Raw genomic sequence first — 14,642 nt, 5'->3', positions numbered from 1 at the left:
GCGCCGGCTTGAGAAAACCATGGCACGGCATGGCAAGGAGATGACCTTCATCGCAGCGGAACGGACAACGGTTCGGACGGTCGTGGCGGCCGGTGTGCAGCAGGGCGCGACCCTGGCGACGGAGATGAGCCCAGCGGCGATGCCGCTCGCAACCTCCGGGCCCTCGTGTCCGACCGAGGTTGATCGGCTGGACGGGGCTGCGGGACCGGCGGAGCGGATGCCCATGGATGACCCCCTGGTTCGCTTTGCCGACGAGCGTGGGCTCTGGAACCCGCTCGACGGTCTCTGGAGTTTTTCCGGCCGTCTCGAACAGCAGCCGCCGGCGGGCGACTGGCGCACCTGGCTGATCCTCGGTGGGCGCGGCTCCGGCAAGACGCGGGCAGGGGCCGAATGGATTCATGCGCTGGCGAGCGCGGAACGGCGTTCCGATCTGCGCATCGCCTTGATTGCCGAAACGCTCGGCGACGCGCGCGAGGTGATGATCGATGGTGTCTCCGGTATCTGCCGAATCGCGCGGCGGGGATGCCCGGAGTTCGAGATTTCCCGGCGCAGGCTCGTCTGGCCGAATGGCGCGGTGGCACAGATCTTCTCGTCCGAGGATCCGGAAAGTCTGCGCGGCCCGCAGTTTCATTTTGCCTGGTGCGACGAGCTGGCGAAATGGAAGCATGGGCAGGAGACATGGGACATGCTGCAGTTCGGCCTGCGCCTCGGCAGTTTTCCGCGCCAGCTGGTGACGACGACGCCGAGGCCGGTGCCGCTGCTGAAGGAATTGATCGCTGATGCAGGCACGCGGCTGACACGGATCAGCACGCTTGCCAATGCGGCCAATCTGGCGCCGGGTTTTATCGATGCGCTGGCGCACCGCTACGGCGGCACGCGGCTCGGGCGTCAGGAACTCGACGGTGAACTGATTGAGGATCGCGAAGACGCGCTGTGGCGGCGCGAGATGATCGAGGCTGCCACGATCCGCTTCACTGGAGAGTTGAGACGTGTCGTGGTGGCGGTCGATCCGCCGGCGGCGGCCGGCGCGCAGTCCTGCTGCGGCATTGTCGTGGCGGGGCTGGAGGCGTCGGGGCGTGCGGTGGTGCTTGCCGATTGTTCGGTTCAGGGCGCAAGCCCGGCCGGTTGGGCGAGCGCGGTGGTCCGCGCCTACAGGCGCTTTTCGGCGGACCGGGTCGTGGCCGAAATCAACCAGGGCGGTGACATGGTGGCATCGATGCTAAGGAGTATCGACGAGAGCCTGCCGGTCTCGACCGTGCGCGCGACGCGCGGTAAATACTTGAGGGCTGAACCAGTCGCGGCACTCTACGAGCAGGGGCGGGTTGCCCATGCCGGGAGGTTTGTCGCGCTGGAAGACCAGATGTGCGACTTTGGTCCGGACGGGCTTTCGTCGGGCCGTTCGCCAGACCGGCTGGACGCGCTGGTCTGGGCGTTGACGGCACTGATGCTGGAGGGACATGGAGAGCCCCGGGTGAGGGGCGTCTGAAGGACTAGCGTTGAGGTTGCTGTTGTGCCGGGCGCGGCGCTTGCTGCTCCGGGCGAACCTGACGCCATTCGTTTTCGAGCTGGTCGACGACATGCTGGGGAATGGTCGGCTGATTGCTGTTGGCCGGCTGCTGCATGCTCTCCTCCAAGGGCTTGATTTAACGGTGAGTTAATCACTGGCACGGCTTAAACTGCGTGTAAATCAGGCGCTTAAACACTTTAAACGATTGAATTAATTTTAATCGATTGAGGCGTACAACGCCGTACCACTTTTTGAGGCGGTTACTATGGTTATCCACATCGACAGGCCCTTCTTCTTCGACACGGTGCGCGACGCGCTGTTCAAGGGAACGCTTAATCAGCCTCAGGTGGAGGGGATGACGGCGATTCTCGATTTCTGGGAATCGCGGATGCCGGATGCCGATCCGCGTTGGCTCGCCTACATCCTGGCGACGGCCTACCACGAGACGGCCTTTACGATGCAGCCGGTGCGCGAGACACTGGCGGCTACCGACGCCCGGGCGATCGAGATCCTGGAGAACGCCTATGCGTCAGGCAAGCTCTCCTGGGTGAAGACGCCTTACTGGCGCCCTGACGAGGACGGCAAGAGCTGGCTTGGCCGCGGCCTGGTGCAGCTCACTCACAAGCGGAATTACGAGGCCATGAGCAAACTGACAGGCATCGACCTGGTCGCGGAGCCGGACCGGGCGATGGAGATGGATGCCGCCGTTTCGATCCTGATCGAAGGCATGGTGCGGGGCTCCTTTGCCAATCACAAGCTCGCCGACCACCTGAACGAGACGACGGATGATTGGGTTAATGCCCGCCGCATCGTCAATGGCACCGATAGGGCGGAAAAGCTCGCCGGCTACGGCAAGACGTTCCTTGCTGCCATCCGCCACGAACAGCCGGCGGGATGGCTTGCGCGGTTGAAGGGCTGGCTCCCGCGTGCTATCGCGCGGGTCTTCGGCTAGACCCTGACAGGAGTTCCGCGTGATCCGCCACATCGTCTTCTTCACAGCGCCCGCGGAGCAACTGGAAAAGGTGCGCGCCGGCCTGTCGATCCTGACGGCGATCCCGCATGCGCGGCTGCTGGAGATCGGAACCAACATCAAGACCGACCAGCTCGGCACTGACGTCGACCTCGTGGTCTACGGCGAATTCGACGATGAAGCCGCGCTTGCAGCCTACAAGGCGCATCCAGACTACCAGCGCTCCATCGACCTCGTGCGCCCGATCCGCGAAATGCGGATGGCGGCGGATTACGAGAGCGACGCGGCGGTGAAGCGGCCGCTGCGGTAATGCCGCTGCGGCCTGCTCTTCACGTTACAGAGGCGGAAGGCAACAAACGAGCCTAGCCAAGAGCACTCTGCTCGGCGCAAATCCTGTCGATCAGAACATCGAGTTCACCCTTCGGCGGGCGATTTTGGGCGAGGCGCTGCTTCAGGTGCATGATCGGTTCCGCAAGGATCTCATCCAGACTTTCGGCACAGGTGAAGTCACCCGCCACCTTCTTGACCTTGGAGTTGTCGAAGATCGCAGTCCAGGCCTTGTCGCCGATCAGGGGACCTTCCCAGGCCGGATTATACTTGATCAGGGTCTCGGTCGGTACGTGAACGATCTTGGCCTCGACGCCGAGCAGTCTGCCGATCGCCCTTTGGATATCGTTCCAGATGTGCGCACGGTCGGACGTAATGTGGACGATCTCGCGAAGTGCGGCCTGCTTGCCGAAAAGTCCGACGAAAGGTACCGCGAAATCGACAGAGCGGGTCAGCGTCCAGGGCGTGTGGCCATCGCCGGCGACAATGGTGGGGTCGCCGTCCAGCATGCGTCTTGCCATGACGTCGCTATCGCCCATCATGATCGGCAGTCCGGTGCGGACGGTGTGGCTGGGGCGAACGATCGTCCAGGCGAGGTTCTCGGATTGCTTGAGCAATTCCTCACAGGCGATCTTGGCCTGGCTGTAGGGCCAGTACGGATTGATCGCCGGCGTCTTCTCGGTGATCACGTAATGACGAGCCGGCTTCTCGTAGACCGAGGCCGAGGAGATGAAAATGTACTGGCCGCAATGGCCTGAAAACACTTCGATATCGCGCGCAATCTGGTCGGGCGTGAAGGCGATGAACTGGCACACGACATCGTAGTTGGCCTTGGCGAGCTCCGCGTATTCCGGCGACCCAAGTTCGCCGACGATCGAGGTCACGCCTGCAGGCAAGGGGTCTTGTCTCAGGCCGCGGTTGAAGATGCTGACATGATGACCCTCGGCAACGGCGCGCTCGACGCACGGGTAAGAGATTTGGCCGGTGCCGCCAATGAAAAGAACATTCAAAGCCATGTGGGGACCTCAGTAGGTGACGGGCGGGATCAGGGTCACCTTCATAGCGCGAAAGGGCGTGGGCGTCTTGCGCAAATCTGGCGAGGCTATGGCGTCCCGGACGGCAAGCAGGCAGGCCTGCCTCTCCCGTCCCACTCTGACAAGCCATCGATATTGTGATGGGGAAAGCGGTATTGAATTTCTTCACGAATGTATGAGACGCATGCTATCTCAGCTGGGCTAGGAGCGATGCTGCATGGTGGTTGTGAGGGCTTTCGGGACATCGTCCTTGGACGCGAAAAAGCGGGAAATCGAGCGTCTCGCGGCGCTGGAGCAGCTTGACCTCCTCGATACCCCGAAGGACGAAGGCTTCGAGCGCATCGTGCGCCTGATAAAGGAGATCTTCGCGGTCGACATCGGCCTGGTGTCTCTCATCGACGCGCATCGGCAATGGTACAAGGCGTGTTCCGGTCTGGCGGCGGACGAGGTTCCGCTTGAAGATACCTTCTGCCGCTACGTGGTCGACCGCGAGGAGCCGATTGTCGTGCAGGACGCTACGCGCGATCCGCGGTTCGCGCACAATCCGGCCGTAACGGGAGAAAGCCACGTTCGGTTTTACGCTGGCGTGCCTTTGAAAACCAAGGGTGGCCACGTTATCGGAACGGTATGTGCGATCGATCGCCGCCCCAGATCATTCAGTTCCAGGGACCTTTTTGTTCTCCACGAACTGGCGGGCGTCGCGATGGACCGGATCGAGCTGCTGCAGTCGGCAGCAACCGACAGCCTCACGGGCACGCTTACCCGCCGCGCCTTCCGGCAGGAGGCCGATCAACTTCTGTCGCTTGCCTTGAGACATCAGCATGACCTGTCCTGCATTGTTCTGGACATCGACCGCTTCAAGAGCGTCAACGACACCCATGGCCACGCCGTGGGGGATCAGGTGCTTCATGCGGTCACTGAAACGTGCAAGGCGAACCTGCGGGTGGGAGATCTGTTCGGCCGGCTCGGGGGCGAGGAGTTTGCCATTCTCCTTCCGCATATCAATCGCGAAGGGGCAGTCGCCGTCGCCGAAAAGGTAAGGATGGCGATCGCGTGCCTGCCGATCCGAGGAGCTTTCGGCGAATTGAACGTGACGGCAAGTTTCGGCGTTTCGGCGCTTTCGATCATCACCAGGGATATCGAGACGCTGTTGGCTCAGGCCGATGCCGCGATGTACCACGCCAAGCACAACGGTCGAAACCGATGCGTGTCGTGGAACTCCATCGGTGCTGATGGTCCGACCGGCTCTCGCCGTCGCGTTCTGAAAGCAGGGTCCATCATGTTCAATGACCGCCGCTCGACGATCGATTGCACCATAAGGTCGCTCGGCACCGACAGCGCGGGGCTCTCCGTCTCCAGTTCCGCTGGCATACCTCCGGAATTCGTCCTGATGATCAAGGGCGAGGGTTTCGAGACCAAATGCCGGATCGTGGCGCAGGACCGGCAAACCATAGAAGTCGCCTTCAAGGCCTGATCGGGCTTCACCTGCGATTGGCTGTCATCACGCCACAGGCTCGAGAGTCCGCCTAACTCCAGGATACCAACCATGAGATTGAGATCATTGCTGCCGTGGGGCTCCGCGGCGGGTCGCAAAGCCGTGCCTGAGACGAAGACCGCGGGCGGCTTCATGTCGTTGACCGCGGAAGGGCGGGCGAGCTGGACTGGCCGCTCATACGCCGCCCTGTCGCGCGAGGGCTTCATGAAGAACCCGGTCGCGCATCGCAGCGTCCGGCTGATTGCTGAAGCCGCCGCCTCGGTGCCGTGGCTGCTCTACGAGGGCGATCGCGAGCGACCGGATCATGCGGTGCAGTCGCTGCTTGGGCAGCCGAACGGGCGCATGAGTGGGCCTGATTTCTTCGAGGCGCTCTACGGACATCTGCTTCTCTCAGGCAACGCCTATGTCGAGCCGCTGCTGGTCGGCGGCAGCCTGCGCGAACTGCATCTGCTGCGGCCTGATCGCATCGGCATCGTCGAAGGCAGGGACGGGTGGCCCGAGGCCTATGATTATCGTGCCGGCGGTTCCGTGCGCCGATTTCCGGCCGAGACGGAAGGGCTGGGTCTGCTGCACCTGAAGCTCTTCCATCCGCTCGACGATCATCTCGGTTTCCCGCCGCTGGCAGCGGCTCAGGTGGCGCTCGATCTCTCCAATGCAGCCGCGACATGGAACAAGGCGCTGCTCGATAATTCGGCCCGCCCGTCAGGCGCGCTGGTCTACCAGCCGAAGGAGGGCGGCAATCTCTCGCCCGACCAGTACGAGCGGCTGAAACAGGAACTCGACGAGGGCTATTCCGGCCCGATGCGCGCCGGACGTCCGCTGCTTTTGGAAGGCGGGCTCGACTGGAAGTCGATGGGGTTGTCACCGAAGGACATGGATTTCGTCGAGGCGCGCAATGGCGCCGCCCGCGACATCGCACTCGCCTTCGGCGTGCCGCCAATGCTGCTCGGCATTCCCGGCGACAACACCTACGCCAATTATCAGGAAGCGAACCGCGCCTTCTACCGGCTGACGGTGCTGCCGATGCTGACGCGCACCGCCGCCTCGCTCTCGGCCTGGCTCTCCGGCCACTACGAGGATCGTCTGCGGCTGGAGCCCGATCTCGACAAGGTCGCCGGGCTGGCGGCCGAGCGCGATCAGCTGTGGACGCGGGTGGGAAGCGCAGCCTTCCTGACCGACGAGGAGAAGCGGCAGGCAGTGGGGTACTGAACGCCTGCGCCGGCGCATGAATCAAACTCTGAGCGCCTGGACTCAATATTCAAACAAACCCACCCAAGCGGTTCAAAAGATTCGCTGAAATGCGGGGACGACACGCTGAAATCGGCGGCGCCAAGTCGCGACTGCGGCTGATTTTTCCTGCCTTCAACCAAGGATCCCTGCGATGACAGACCTTTCCAACGATGCCGGGCTCTGGGCGACCAGGGCGCTCGGTGCGTCGGCGGGGGCGGCGGTGTCGCTCGTCTACCTCCTGCCGAAAAGCCGGCGGGAGGCCGCCAGCCGCTTCTTCACCGGCCTTGCCTGCGGCACGATCTTCGGCGGGCCGACCGGTATCTGCATTGCCGAAAGGCTGGCGCTGGCGGATCGCCTCTCGGCCTCCGAGATCGTGCTGTCTGGATCAGCGGCGGCAAGCCTCTGCGCCTGGTGGGGTCTCGGCATCCTGTCGCGCATCGCCGGGCGATACGGTGCCCGCGGGCGCTAGCCCGCAAGCCCATTCCAACAAACGAGGAGAGCATCATGACCGCAAGCCGCGCGCTGGCGCGATCACCCATGGGCGCGGATACGCGCAAGTTCGCCAATCTGGAGCTCAGGGGGCTGAAGCGCGACGGCAGCTTTTCCGGCTATGCCAGCGTCTTCGGCGAAGTCGATCTCGGCAAGGATGCGATCGAGCGCGGCGCCTTTCGCAAGTCCTTGGCCGAGCGCGGTGCGGGCGGGGTGCGTATGCTCTTCCAGCATGACCCGGCCGAACCGATCGGCGCGTGGAAGACGATCCGCGAGGACAGCCGCGGCCTCTATGTCGAGGGCATGCTCGCCGAGGGTGTCTCCCGGGCACGCGAGGTGCATCAGCTCCTGAAGAACGGCGCGCTCGACGGGCTTTCGATCGGTTTCCGCACCGTGCGCGCCAAGACCGATGCGAAGTCGGGCGTGCGCCGCATCCTCGAAGCCGACCTCTGGGAGATCTCTGTTGTGACTTTCCCGATGCTGCCTTCGGCGCGCGTCCAGAACATCAAGAATGCGCGGTGGTTCCGCGACAAGGAGACCGAGCTTGTCCGCGCCATGCGCCGGGCCGCCCGGATGATGCTGACAGAAACCTTCAGATAGGAAAACGGGACATGACCGACATGCATGAGACAGGTTCGCGGATCGCGCCGGAGATCAAGGCGGCGCCTGAGATGACGGCTGCCTTCGACGAGTTCATGGAGGCGTTCGAAGCCTTCAAGGATACCAATGACCGCCGCCTCGGTGAGATCGAGGAAAAGCTGACGGCCGATGTCGTCACCCGCGACAAGATGGACCGCATCACGAGGGCGATGGACGAGCAGAAGAAGGTGCTCGACCAGCTGGCGCTGAAGAAGGCGCGGCCGCCGCTCGGGCGTGGCAGCGCAAACGGCGTCGAGGCCAACGAGCACAAGGCGGCGTTCGAGCAGTATATCCGCCGCGGCGACGAGGCCGGCTTGCGCGAGCTCGAGGCCAAGGCGATGTCGGCGGGATCAGGGAGCGATGGCGGCTATCTCGTGCCGCCCGAGACGGACACCGAGATCGGCCGCCGCCTCTCCGTCGTTTCGCCGATCCGCTCGCTTGCGACCGTGCGTCAGGTCTCCTGCTCGGTGCTGAAGAAGCCGTTCGCGACCGCGGGCATGGCGGCCGGCTGGGTGGCCGAGGCGGCGGCCCGCCCGCAGACGTCAAGCGCGCAATTGGCCGAACTCTCCTTCCCGACCATGGAGCTCTACGCCATGCCGGCGGCAACGCAGGCGCTGCTTGACGATGCCGCCGTCGATATCGAGGCCTGGATATCGAGCGAGGTCGATACCGTCTTTGCCGAGCAGGAGGGCGCCGCGTTCGTCAACGGCGACGGCACCAACAAGCCGAAGGGCTTCCTCGCCTATACCGTGGTCGCCGACAGCGCCTGGAGCTGGGGCAATCTCGGCTATATCGCGACGGGCGCGGCTGGCGCCTTCAAGACGACGGGCGCCTCCGACACCCTGATCGATACGATCTATTCGCTGAAGGCCGGACACCGGCAGAACGCCAACTTCGTCATGAACCGCAAGACGCAGGCCGAGGTCCGCAAGCTCAAGGATGGCGACGGCCGCTATCTCTGGCAGCCGCCGGCAACGGCGGGCGAGGCGGCATCGCTGGTCGGCTTCCCGGTTGTCGAGGCGGAGGACATGCCCGATATCGCGGCCAATGCGCTGTCGATCGCCTTCGGCGACTTCCGTGCCGGCTATCTCGTCGTCGACCGCACCGGCGTGCGCGTGCTGCGCGATCCCTATTCCGCCAAGCTCTACGTGCTCTTCTACACGACCAAGCGTGTCGGCGGTGGGGTGCAAAACTTCGAGGCGATCAAGCTCATCAAGTTCGCCGTGAGCTGATCCTAGGCAAGGCGGGTGCGGCTGCCCGCATCCGCCTGCCGAACATGCCTGCGCCACACCAATCTAGGATCGTCAATGACCTATGCACTGATTACCCCGCCTGTCGCGGAAGCGTTGACGCTTGCCGAGGTGAAGGCCCATCTGCGGCTCGACGACGGCAACGAAGACGCGCTGCTGGCTTCGCTGATCCGCGTTGCCCGCGAGCATCTGGAGCGCACGACCGGCCTCTGCCTGATCACGCAGGTCTGGCGCCTCCATCTTGAATCGATACCTGAAGATCGTGTGATTCAGATTGCCAAAGGTCCGGTGCAAGCCATTGAAAGCCTAATCATTTACGATGAGGCAGGCGAGGAGGTGGTCTTGCCCGCGACCGGCCATGTGCTCGATGGCAATGCCCGGCCGGCGCGTCTGGTGCTTGATCGAAACTTGAATCCTGCCATTGCCGTGAACGGCATCGAGATCGATTTTTCCGCCGGTTTCGGCGAGAGCGGGGCCGACGTACCGGACACGCTGAAGCGCGCGATGCTGATGCATGTCGCCCAGATGTTCGCCTTCAGGGGCGCCGTCGCCGTCGAGGACCAGCCGGCGGACATCCCTCTTGGCTACGACCGGCTGGTCGCACCGTTCCTGATGCGGAGGCTCTGATGCGATCCGTCTTCTTCGATCCTGGCCAGATGACGGCGCGGCTTGAACTGGAGGCACCGGAAGAAGCGCTGGACGGACAGGGCGGTGCGACTGTCACCTTCACTGCTGTTGCCTCGGTGTGGGCGCGGATCGAACCGCTGGCGGAGATACGGGAAGAGCGGGCCGGTGCAGATGTCTTCACGCTGACCCATCGTATCTGGTTGCGGTTCCGCAGCGACATCAGGGCCGGGATGCGGTTGCGCAAGGGCGATCGGCTGTTTGCTATAGGCAGCTGGCGCGACCCTGATGAAACCGGCCGCTATCTCTGCTGCCTCTGTGAGGAGGAAGGTCGATGAACACCGCCATGGCGATCACACTCCGCGATCTGGCGGAGATCCTGGCGCGGCTGTCGCGAGGGGGGTGCCGCAAGGCCGCGGGCAAAGGGAGGTGGGAGCGATGAGCGCAGCCAATGAATTGCTGATGGCGATCCATGCATGCCTGAGCGGCGATGCCGAGCTTCTTGGGATGATCGGTGAGGACGGTATCCGCGATCGGCTGGTGATCGGGCGAAAGCTTCCTTGCGTGCTGATCGGGGAACTCGTCAGCAACGACTATTCGACCTCGACGGAGAGAGGCGAGGAGCACCTGTTGTCGCTCGAAATCTGGATCGATACCGGTGGACGAAAGCAGGCGCAGTTGGTGGCCGCGCGTCTCCATGCCCTGCTGCAGGATGCGGCGCTCGATCTTGGCCAGCACCACCTCGTCAGCCTTCTGTATGTCAGGACACAGAGCCGGCGTGAAGCGAAGACGAAGCTGTATGTTGCCGAACTGCGCTTTCGCGCTGTCACGGAGCCGATTGCCGCCGTCACGGCGTAGCGGGCTACTTCTCGTAGCGGCTCGCGGCGTCGCGATCGCGTTCGTAATGTCTCGCCAGCGGAAACGGCGGCAGCCAGGATTCGCGGCGGATGGTCCAGAGTTCGTAAGTTGGCTGCAACTGGTCGGGAGCATCGAGCGATCCGAGGTTCACCTCGACTTCATCTCCGGAGCGCCCGAAAACCGGGGAGCCGCATCGGGGGCAGAAGAAGCGCCCGTCGTACGCACCTGTTTCTCCTTCGATCGTCACGGCATCTTGGGGAAAGATCGCCGATGCATGGAAAAGTGCGCCATGATGCTTGCGGCAGTCGAGGCAATGGCAAATGCCGACCCGATAGGGGCGTCCAGTTGCCACGAGGCGGACATTGCCGCAGCGGCACCCACCAGTGAACCGGTCCATGTTGCTTTTCCTCCAAGAGCGATGGGCTACTTGGTTTGAAGATGGGACAGTGATCTCAGATGTCCCGCCCGTTGCCGCAGCTGCCTGCATCTCAGGCCGGTTCGTATACCCGGGTCGCTGCCTTGACCTGCGCTGCCAGCATCAGCACGAAGCCGAGCGAAATGACCGCGAGCGCGGCGCAGGTCGCGATTGCGGTTCCTGCACCGGCGCGATCGAGGACCGCCGTGAAAACGACGGGTGCGACGGCATTGGCGAGGTTTTGCGGTAGCGACAGGCGGGCTGATTGCAGCCCGAATTCGCGCGGCGAGAACAGGGCAAGCGGCAGCAGTGCGCGGGCAACGGTCATGACACCAGAACCGAAGCCATAGAGCAGGATGAAGGTAACCAGCAGCGGCGTCGAGGGCGGTATCAGCAGCATCATCAGGAAGCTTGAGACCATCAGGCTCACGCCCATCGCGGCGCTGAGGATCGGATTGCCGCGACGCCCGAGGAGCATGTCCAGAAAGCGAGCCGAGATGCCGATCACGCCGCGCGCCGAACCGAGCTGCAGCGCCAGCGCCGGTGAGGCGCCGGACTGGCGCAGTATTTCGAGCAGCGATGGCGATACGCCGAAAGTCACGAAGGTCGAGATCGTCGTTGCGGCGGCAATCAGCAGGAAGGCCTTGCGTTGTCCCGCAGGCGAAAGCGGCACCGGCGTTTCCTGCGCGGTGCTGCCGTCGGCTGCGAAGGCGATCGGCTTCGGCAGGGCGAAAACATGCAGCGGCAGGCAGACAAAGAACTGCAACGCCGCGCAGATGAGAAACGTCATGCGCCAACCGGCGGTCGCGTTGAGCTGGCTGAGGATCGGCCAGAAGATCGCGCTCGAAAGGCCGGTGAACAGCATCAGGATGGCAATCACCCGTTTGCTGTCGGGGCCGGCGCGCTCGACGACGGCGGTGTAGGCCGGAGCGGAAAGGCCGAAGGCGCCACCGGCGCCGATGGCGATCCAGGCAAGCCCATAGAGGACGATGCCGTGCGCGGCTGACAACAGCAACAGGCCGATCGTGAAGGTAATCGAGGCGGCGGCGAGCACGCGCGCGGCTCCATGTCGGGCGAGCAGCCGGCCGGTCGTCGGGCCGGCGAGGGCACTGACAACCATCATGATGCTGAGCCCACCGAAGACCACCTCGTTCGGCAAGCCGAGATCCGGCGCGATGACGCGCCCCATGACACCGAGCATGTCGAAGGTGGTGCCCCAGCCAATCAGCTGCGTGACGGCAAGCACGGCAATCATCTGCACCGAGCGCAGGGGGATGGATCGAGACATGAGGCGGGCTTTGACGCGAATGGGGTAGGGGCGGGCAAGGTCGTAGCAGCTTCGCCGACTGGTTGAAAGTGACAAGTGGATGACACCTACGGGCGCCGGCTGCGCCTGTTTTCTCTGTCGGAGCTGCCGCTCAGGAGAGAACCGATCGCAGCGTCGAGCACAATCGGCCATTGTGGTTGCATGGCGGCACCGTTGGCGTAAGTTGTGTTGGATTGCGATTCAACAAAGCGAGTGGACGGTGAAAATCTTCTTCGATGTCGACGGTGTGCTGATCGATGGATGGCACGCCAATCCGGAACTGCGCAAGCCTTGGGATATGACAATCGAAGACGATCTGGGTGTGGATCGCGATGCGTTCCAACAGCTCTTTTTCGGAACGCCTGGCGATCGCTCCCAAAGCCGGATGTTTGCATGCGTGACTGGGCAAAGCGATTTGAAGACAGCGCTTGCCGAAGTGCTTCCGCAGGTTGGCTATGCCGGCAGCGTGAGCTCTTTCATGCAGTATTGGTTTGAAAAAGATTCAAATCTCAATGCATCGGTTATTGAGCTGGTGTCCGAGCTGCGCCGGGCAGCCGATATGAAGCTGTATCTGGCAACCGGCCAGGAACATTTCCGCGCACGATATTTGTGGAACGACCTTGGCCTTTCCAGGCTCTTCGACGGCATTTTCTACAGCGCCGAGATCGGTCATCCCAAAAAAGATATCCGTTTCTTCGAGGCTATCAACGCCGCACTGGGGATTTCCGGCGATGAGCGCCCGCTGTTTTTCGACGATCAGCCCGAGATTGTAGCGCTGGCGGCGCAGGCGGGATGGGACGGCACGGCCTACTGCAGTGAGCAGGACATCCGGCGCCATCCGCGCCTGCGCGAATGGTGGCTGTAAGGGACAACGCACCGGAGCGAGGCTCCCATTTGGAACTGCACGACGGCGCCTTCGGGCGCCTTTTTCATGTCGAAAGGATCGGACGATGGTGGCGCAGAAGGGCAAGGACCTGCTCCTGAAGATATTCAACGGCACGGCTTACGAAACGGTAGCAGGGCTGCGGTCGAAACGGCTGGCATTCAACGCTGAAACCGTCGACGTCACCGACGCCGAGAGCGCCGGGCGCTGGCGTGAGCTGCTGGGTGGCGCCGGCGTGCAGCGCGCGTCGGTCTCGGGCGCCGGCATCTTCAAGGATGCAGCCTCCGATGGCCTGGTGCGGAATGCCTTCTTCAACGCGTCGATCCTGAGCTGGCAGATCATCGTCCCCGGTTTCGGCATGGTGACGGGACCGTTCCAGGCGAGCGCGCTCGAATATTCCGGCCAGTATAACGGCGAGGTGATGTTCGAGCTGGCGCTGGAGTCGGCCGGCGCCATCAACTTCGAGGCGCTCTGATGCGGGCGGCGGGTGCAAGGGCGAACCGGCGCCGCGGCGAGATCGAGGCTGTCATCGATGGTGAACAGCGGATCCTTTGCCTGACGCTCGGCGCGTTGGCGGAACTGGAGACAGCGTTTTCCACGGACAATCTCGTGGGTCTGGCCGAGCGCTTCTCGCGCGGACAGCTGAAGGCAGCCGACATGATCCGCATCATCGGCGCCGGCCTTCGCGGCGGCGGCAATCTCTATTCCGATCAGGAAGTGGCGGAGGCCAGCATCGATGGCGGCATTGCCGGTTGCGCTGTTGTCGTCGGCAACCTGCTTGCCGCGACATTCATCGGGGAGAGCGCGGAGATTGCCGCGCGCCCCCTTTAGCCGCAGCAGATATCGAGGCCGATCGCGCGACGCCTTTCCCCTGGGCGCGCGTCCTCCACGTCGGCCTCTGTCTGCTGCGGCTGCCTCCCGCAATCTTCTGGACAATGACACCCGTCGAATTTCACGCCGTTGCCGGTGGATTGGCGCCGCGCAGCGCCGTCGCCCGGGCCGATCTCGGCGCGCTGATGGCGCAATTTCCGGACGGCCTGACACCCTCGAAACGAAGGAACGATCATGGAGACTGACGACGCCGACCTCTCCGCCATGGCCGTGCAGGCCGAAACCCTGCAACGTACGCTCGATGGCCTAGAGACCCGCTCGCGCTCGTTCGGCTCGGCGCTGTCGAGCGCGCTGCGCAGTGCTGCCGATGGCGGCAAGGGCCTCGATGATGTGCTGCGCAGCCTCGGCAATCGGCTCGCCGATATCGCGCTGTCGGCCGGATTGAAGCCGCTGGAGACGATGATCTCGGGCGCTGCGTCGAACCTTCTCGGCGGTTTCGGCAAGCTCCTGCCTTTCGCCGATGGCGGCGTGGTTTCGCAGCCGACCTACTTCCCGATGGGCGGCAACATGGGCCTGATGGGCGAGGCTGGCAGCGAGGCGATCCTGCCGCTGAAACGGGGCGCCGATGGTGCGCTCGGCGTTGCTGCGTCAGGCGGATCGGCCGGCCCGCAGATCGTCTTCAACGTCACGACTTCGGATGCGCAGAGCTTTCAGAAGAGCGAAGCGCAGATCTCTGCGATGCTGGCGCGCACGGCGATGCGCGGCCAGCGCAACCTTTGAGGCA

Annotated in this window: 20 protein-coding genes; 16 read left to right on the top strand and 4 right to left on the bottom strand. The window is 63.6% G+C overall.

Going from position 1 to position 14,642, the window contains the following annotated elements:
* The first annotated feature begins 19 nt into the window (after positions 1-19).
* Positions 20-1,486, top strand: a complete 1,467-nt coding sequence (locus FHT97_RS02270; protein WP_183859606.1) for a terminase family protein — start codon at positions 20-22, stop codon at positions 1,484-1,486.
* Positions 1,487-1,490: 4 nt separating this feature from the next.
* Here FHT97_RS02270 and FHT97_RS31395 read toward each other — a convergent pair whose 3' ends face one another.
* Positions 1,491-1,622, bottom strand: a complete 132-nt coding sequence (locus tag FHT97_RS31395; RefSeq protein WP_259126774.1) for a hypothetical protein — start codon at positions 1,620-1,622, stop codon at positions 1,491-1,493.
* A gap of 150 nt (positions 1,623-1,772) precedes the next feature.
* On the opposite strand from FHT97_RS31395, the gene FHT97_RS02265 reads away from it, so the two are divergent.
* Positions 1,773-2,459 (top strand): glycoside hydrolase family 19 protein, encoded by a 687-nt coding sequence (locus FHT97_RS02265; protein WP_183859604.1) that lies wholly within the window; start codon positions 1,773-1,775, stop codon positions 2,457-2,459.
* Between the two features lie 19 nt (positions 2,460-2,478).
* Entirely contained in the window at positions 2,479-2,787 is a 309-nt protein-coding gene (locus tag FHT97_RS02260; protein WP_183859602.1) for a Dabb family protein, read from the top strand.
* A 52-nt stretch (positions 2,788-2,839) separates the two neighbouring features.
* On the opposite strand, the gene FHT97_RS02255 is transcribed toward FHT97_RS02260, so the two are convergent.
* On the bottom strand, positions 2,840-3,820 hold the full coding sequence (locus FHT97_RS02255) for an SDR family oxidoreductase (protein ID WP_183859600.1): 981 nt from the start codon (positions 3,818-3,820) through the stop codon (positions 2,840-2,842).
* Positions 3,821-4,055: 235 nt separating this feature from the next.
* On the opposite strand from FHT97_RS02255, the gene FHT97_RS02250 reads away from it, so the two are divergent.
* The 8 genes from FHT97_RS02250 (at position 4,056) to FHT97_RS02215 (ending at position 10,423) form a co-directional block, all read left to right on the top strand.
* A complete protein-coding gene (locus FHT97_RS02250) occupies positions 4,056-5,312 on the top strand; it encodes a sensor domain-containing diguanylate cyclase (RefSeq protein WP_183859598.1) in 1,257 nt (418 codons plus the stop codon).
* Positions 5,313-5,384: 72 nt separating this feature from the next.
* The gene (locus FHT97_RS02245) at positions 5,385-6,542 is read left to right on the top strand and encodes a phage portal protein (RefSeq protein ID WP_183859596.1); all 1,158 of its coding nucleotides are present in this window, start codon (positions 5,385-5,387) and stop codon (positions 6,540-6,542) included.
* A 172-nt stretch (positions 6,543-6,714) separates the two neighbouring features.
* Entirely contained in the window at positions 6,715-7,032 is a 318-nt protein-coding gene (locus FHT97_RS02240; RefSeq protein WP_183859594.1) for a DUF6107 family protein, read from the top strand.
* 35 nt (positions 7,033-7,067) lie between these two features.
* The gene (locus FHT97_RS02235; RefSeq protein ID WP_183859592.1) at positions 7,068-7,652 is read left to right on the top strand and encodes an HK97 family phage prohead protease; all 585 of its coding nucleotides are present in this window, start codon (positions 7,068-7,070) and stop codon (positions 7,650-7,652) included.
* Positions 7,653-7,663: 11 nt separating this feature from the next.
* Positions 7,664-8,923 carry a phage major capsid protein gene (locus FHT97_RS02230; RefSeq protein WP_183859590.1) on the top strand — a complete coding sequence of 420 codons (1,260 nt, stop codon included), beginning with the start codon at positions 7,664-7,666 and terminating at the stop codon, positions 8,921-8,923.
* A 75-nt stretch (positions 8,924-8,998) separates the two neighbouring features.
* Entirely contained in the window at positions 8,999-9,568 is a 570-nt protein-coding gene (locus FHT97_RS02225; protein ID WP_183859588.1) for a head-tail connector protein, read from the top strand.
* Entirely contained in the window at positions 9,568-9,903 is a 336-nt protein-coding gene (locus tag FHT97_RS02220; protein ID WP_183859587.1) for a phage head closure protein, read from the top strand. The genes FHT97_RS02225 and FHT97_RS02220 overlap by 1 nt, the downstream gene beginning before the upstream one ends.
* 100 nt (positions 9,904-10,003) lie before the next feature.
* Positions 10,004-10,423 carry a DUF3168 domain-containing protein gene (locus FHT97_RS02215; protein WP_183859585.1) on the top strand — a complete coding sequence of 140 codons (420 nt, stop codon included), beginning with the start codon at positions 10,004-10,006 and terminating at the stop codon, positions 10,421-10,423.
* 4 nt (positions 10,424-10,427) lie between these two features.
* On the opposite strand, the gene FHT97_RS02210 is transcribed toward FHT97_RS02215, so the two are convergent.
* Both FHT97_RS02210 and FHT97_RS02205 read right to left on the bottom strand, forming a co-directional pair.
* On the bottom strand, positions 10,428-10,820 hold the full coding sequence (locus tag FHT97_RS02210) for a GFA family protein (RefSeq protein WP_183859583.1): 393 nt from the start codon (positions 10,818-10,820) through the stop codon (positions 10,428-10,430).
* A gap of 91 nt (positions 10,821-10,911) precedes the next feature.
* Entirely contained in the window at positions 10,912-12,126 is a 1,215-nt protein-coding gene (locus FHT97_RS02205) for an MFS transporter (protein WP_183860721.1), read from the bottom strand.
* A gap of 238 nt (positions 12,127-12,364) precedes the next feature.
* On the opposite strand from FHT97_RS02205, the gene FHT97_RS02200 reads away from it, so the two are divergent.
* The 5 genes from FHT97_RS02200 (at position 12,365) to FHT97_RS02180 (ending at position 14,638) form a co-directional block, all read left to right on the top strand.
* The gene (locus FHT97_RS02200; RefSeq protein ID WP_183859581.1) at positions 12,365-13,009 is read left to right on the top strand and encodes an HAD family hydrolase; all 645 of its coding nucleotides are present in this window, start codon (positions 12,365-12,367) and stop codon (positions 13,007-13,009) included.
* An 85-nt stretch (positions 13,010-13,094) separates the two neighbouring features.
* The gene (locus tag FHT97_RS02195) at positions 13,095-13,502 is read left to right on the top strand and encodes a phage major tail protein, TP901-1 family (protein ID WP_183859579.1); all 408 of its coding nucleotides are present in this window, start codon (positions 13,095-13,097) and stop codon (positions 13,500-13,502) included.
* Positions 13,502-13,858, top strand: coding sequence for a gene transfer agent family protein (locus FHT97_RS02190; protein WP_183859577.1), 357 nt, complete (start codon positions 13,502-13,504; stop codon positions 13,856-13,858). The genes FHT97_RS02195 and FHT97_RS02190 overlap by 1 nt, the downstream gene beginning before the upstream one ends.
* A complete protein-coding gene (locus tag FHT97_RS02185) occupies positions 13,780-14,103 on the top strand; it encodes a rcc01693 family protein (RefSeq protein ID WP_210296583.1) in 324 nt (107 codons plus the stop codon). Before FHT97_RS02190 ends, FHT97_RS02185 begins: the two co-directional genes overlap by 79 nt.
* 19 nt (positions 14,104-14,122) lie before the next feature.
* Positions 14,123-14,638, top strand: coding sequence for a phage tail tape measure protein (locus FHT97_RS02180; RefSeq protein ID WP_246712564.1), 516 nt, complete (start codon positions 14,123-14,125; stop codon positions 14,636-14,638).
* Positions 14,639-14,642 lie beyond the last annotated feature (4 nt).

This window comes from Rhizobium sp. BK399, from assembly GCF_014194695.1.
GTDB lineage: Bacteria > Pseudomonadota > Alphaproteobacteria > Rhizobiales > Rhizobiaceae > Rhizobium.
The sequence above is the reverse complement of the archived record's forward strand: the minus strand, read 5'-3'. Positions and strand labels throughout refer to the sequence as shown.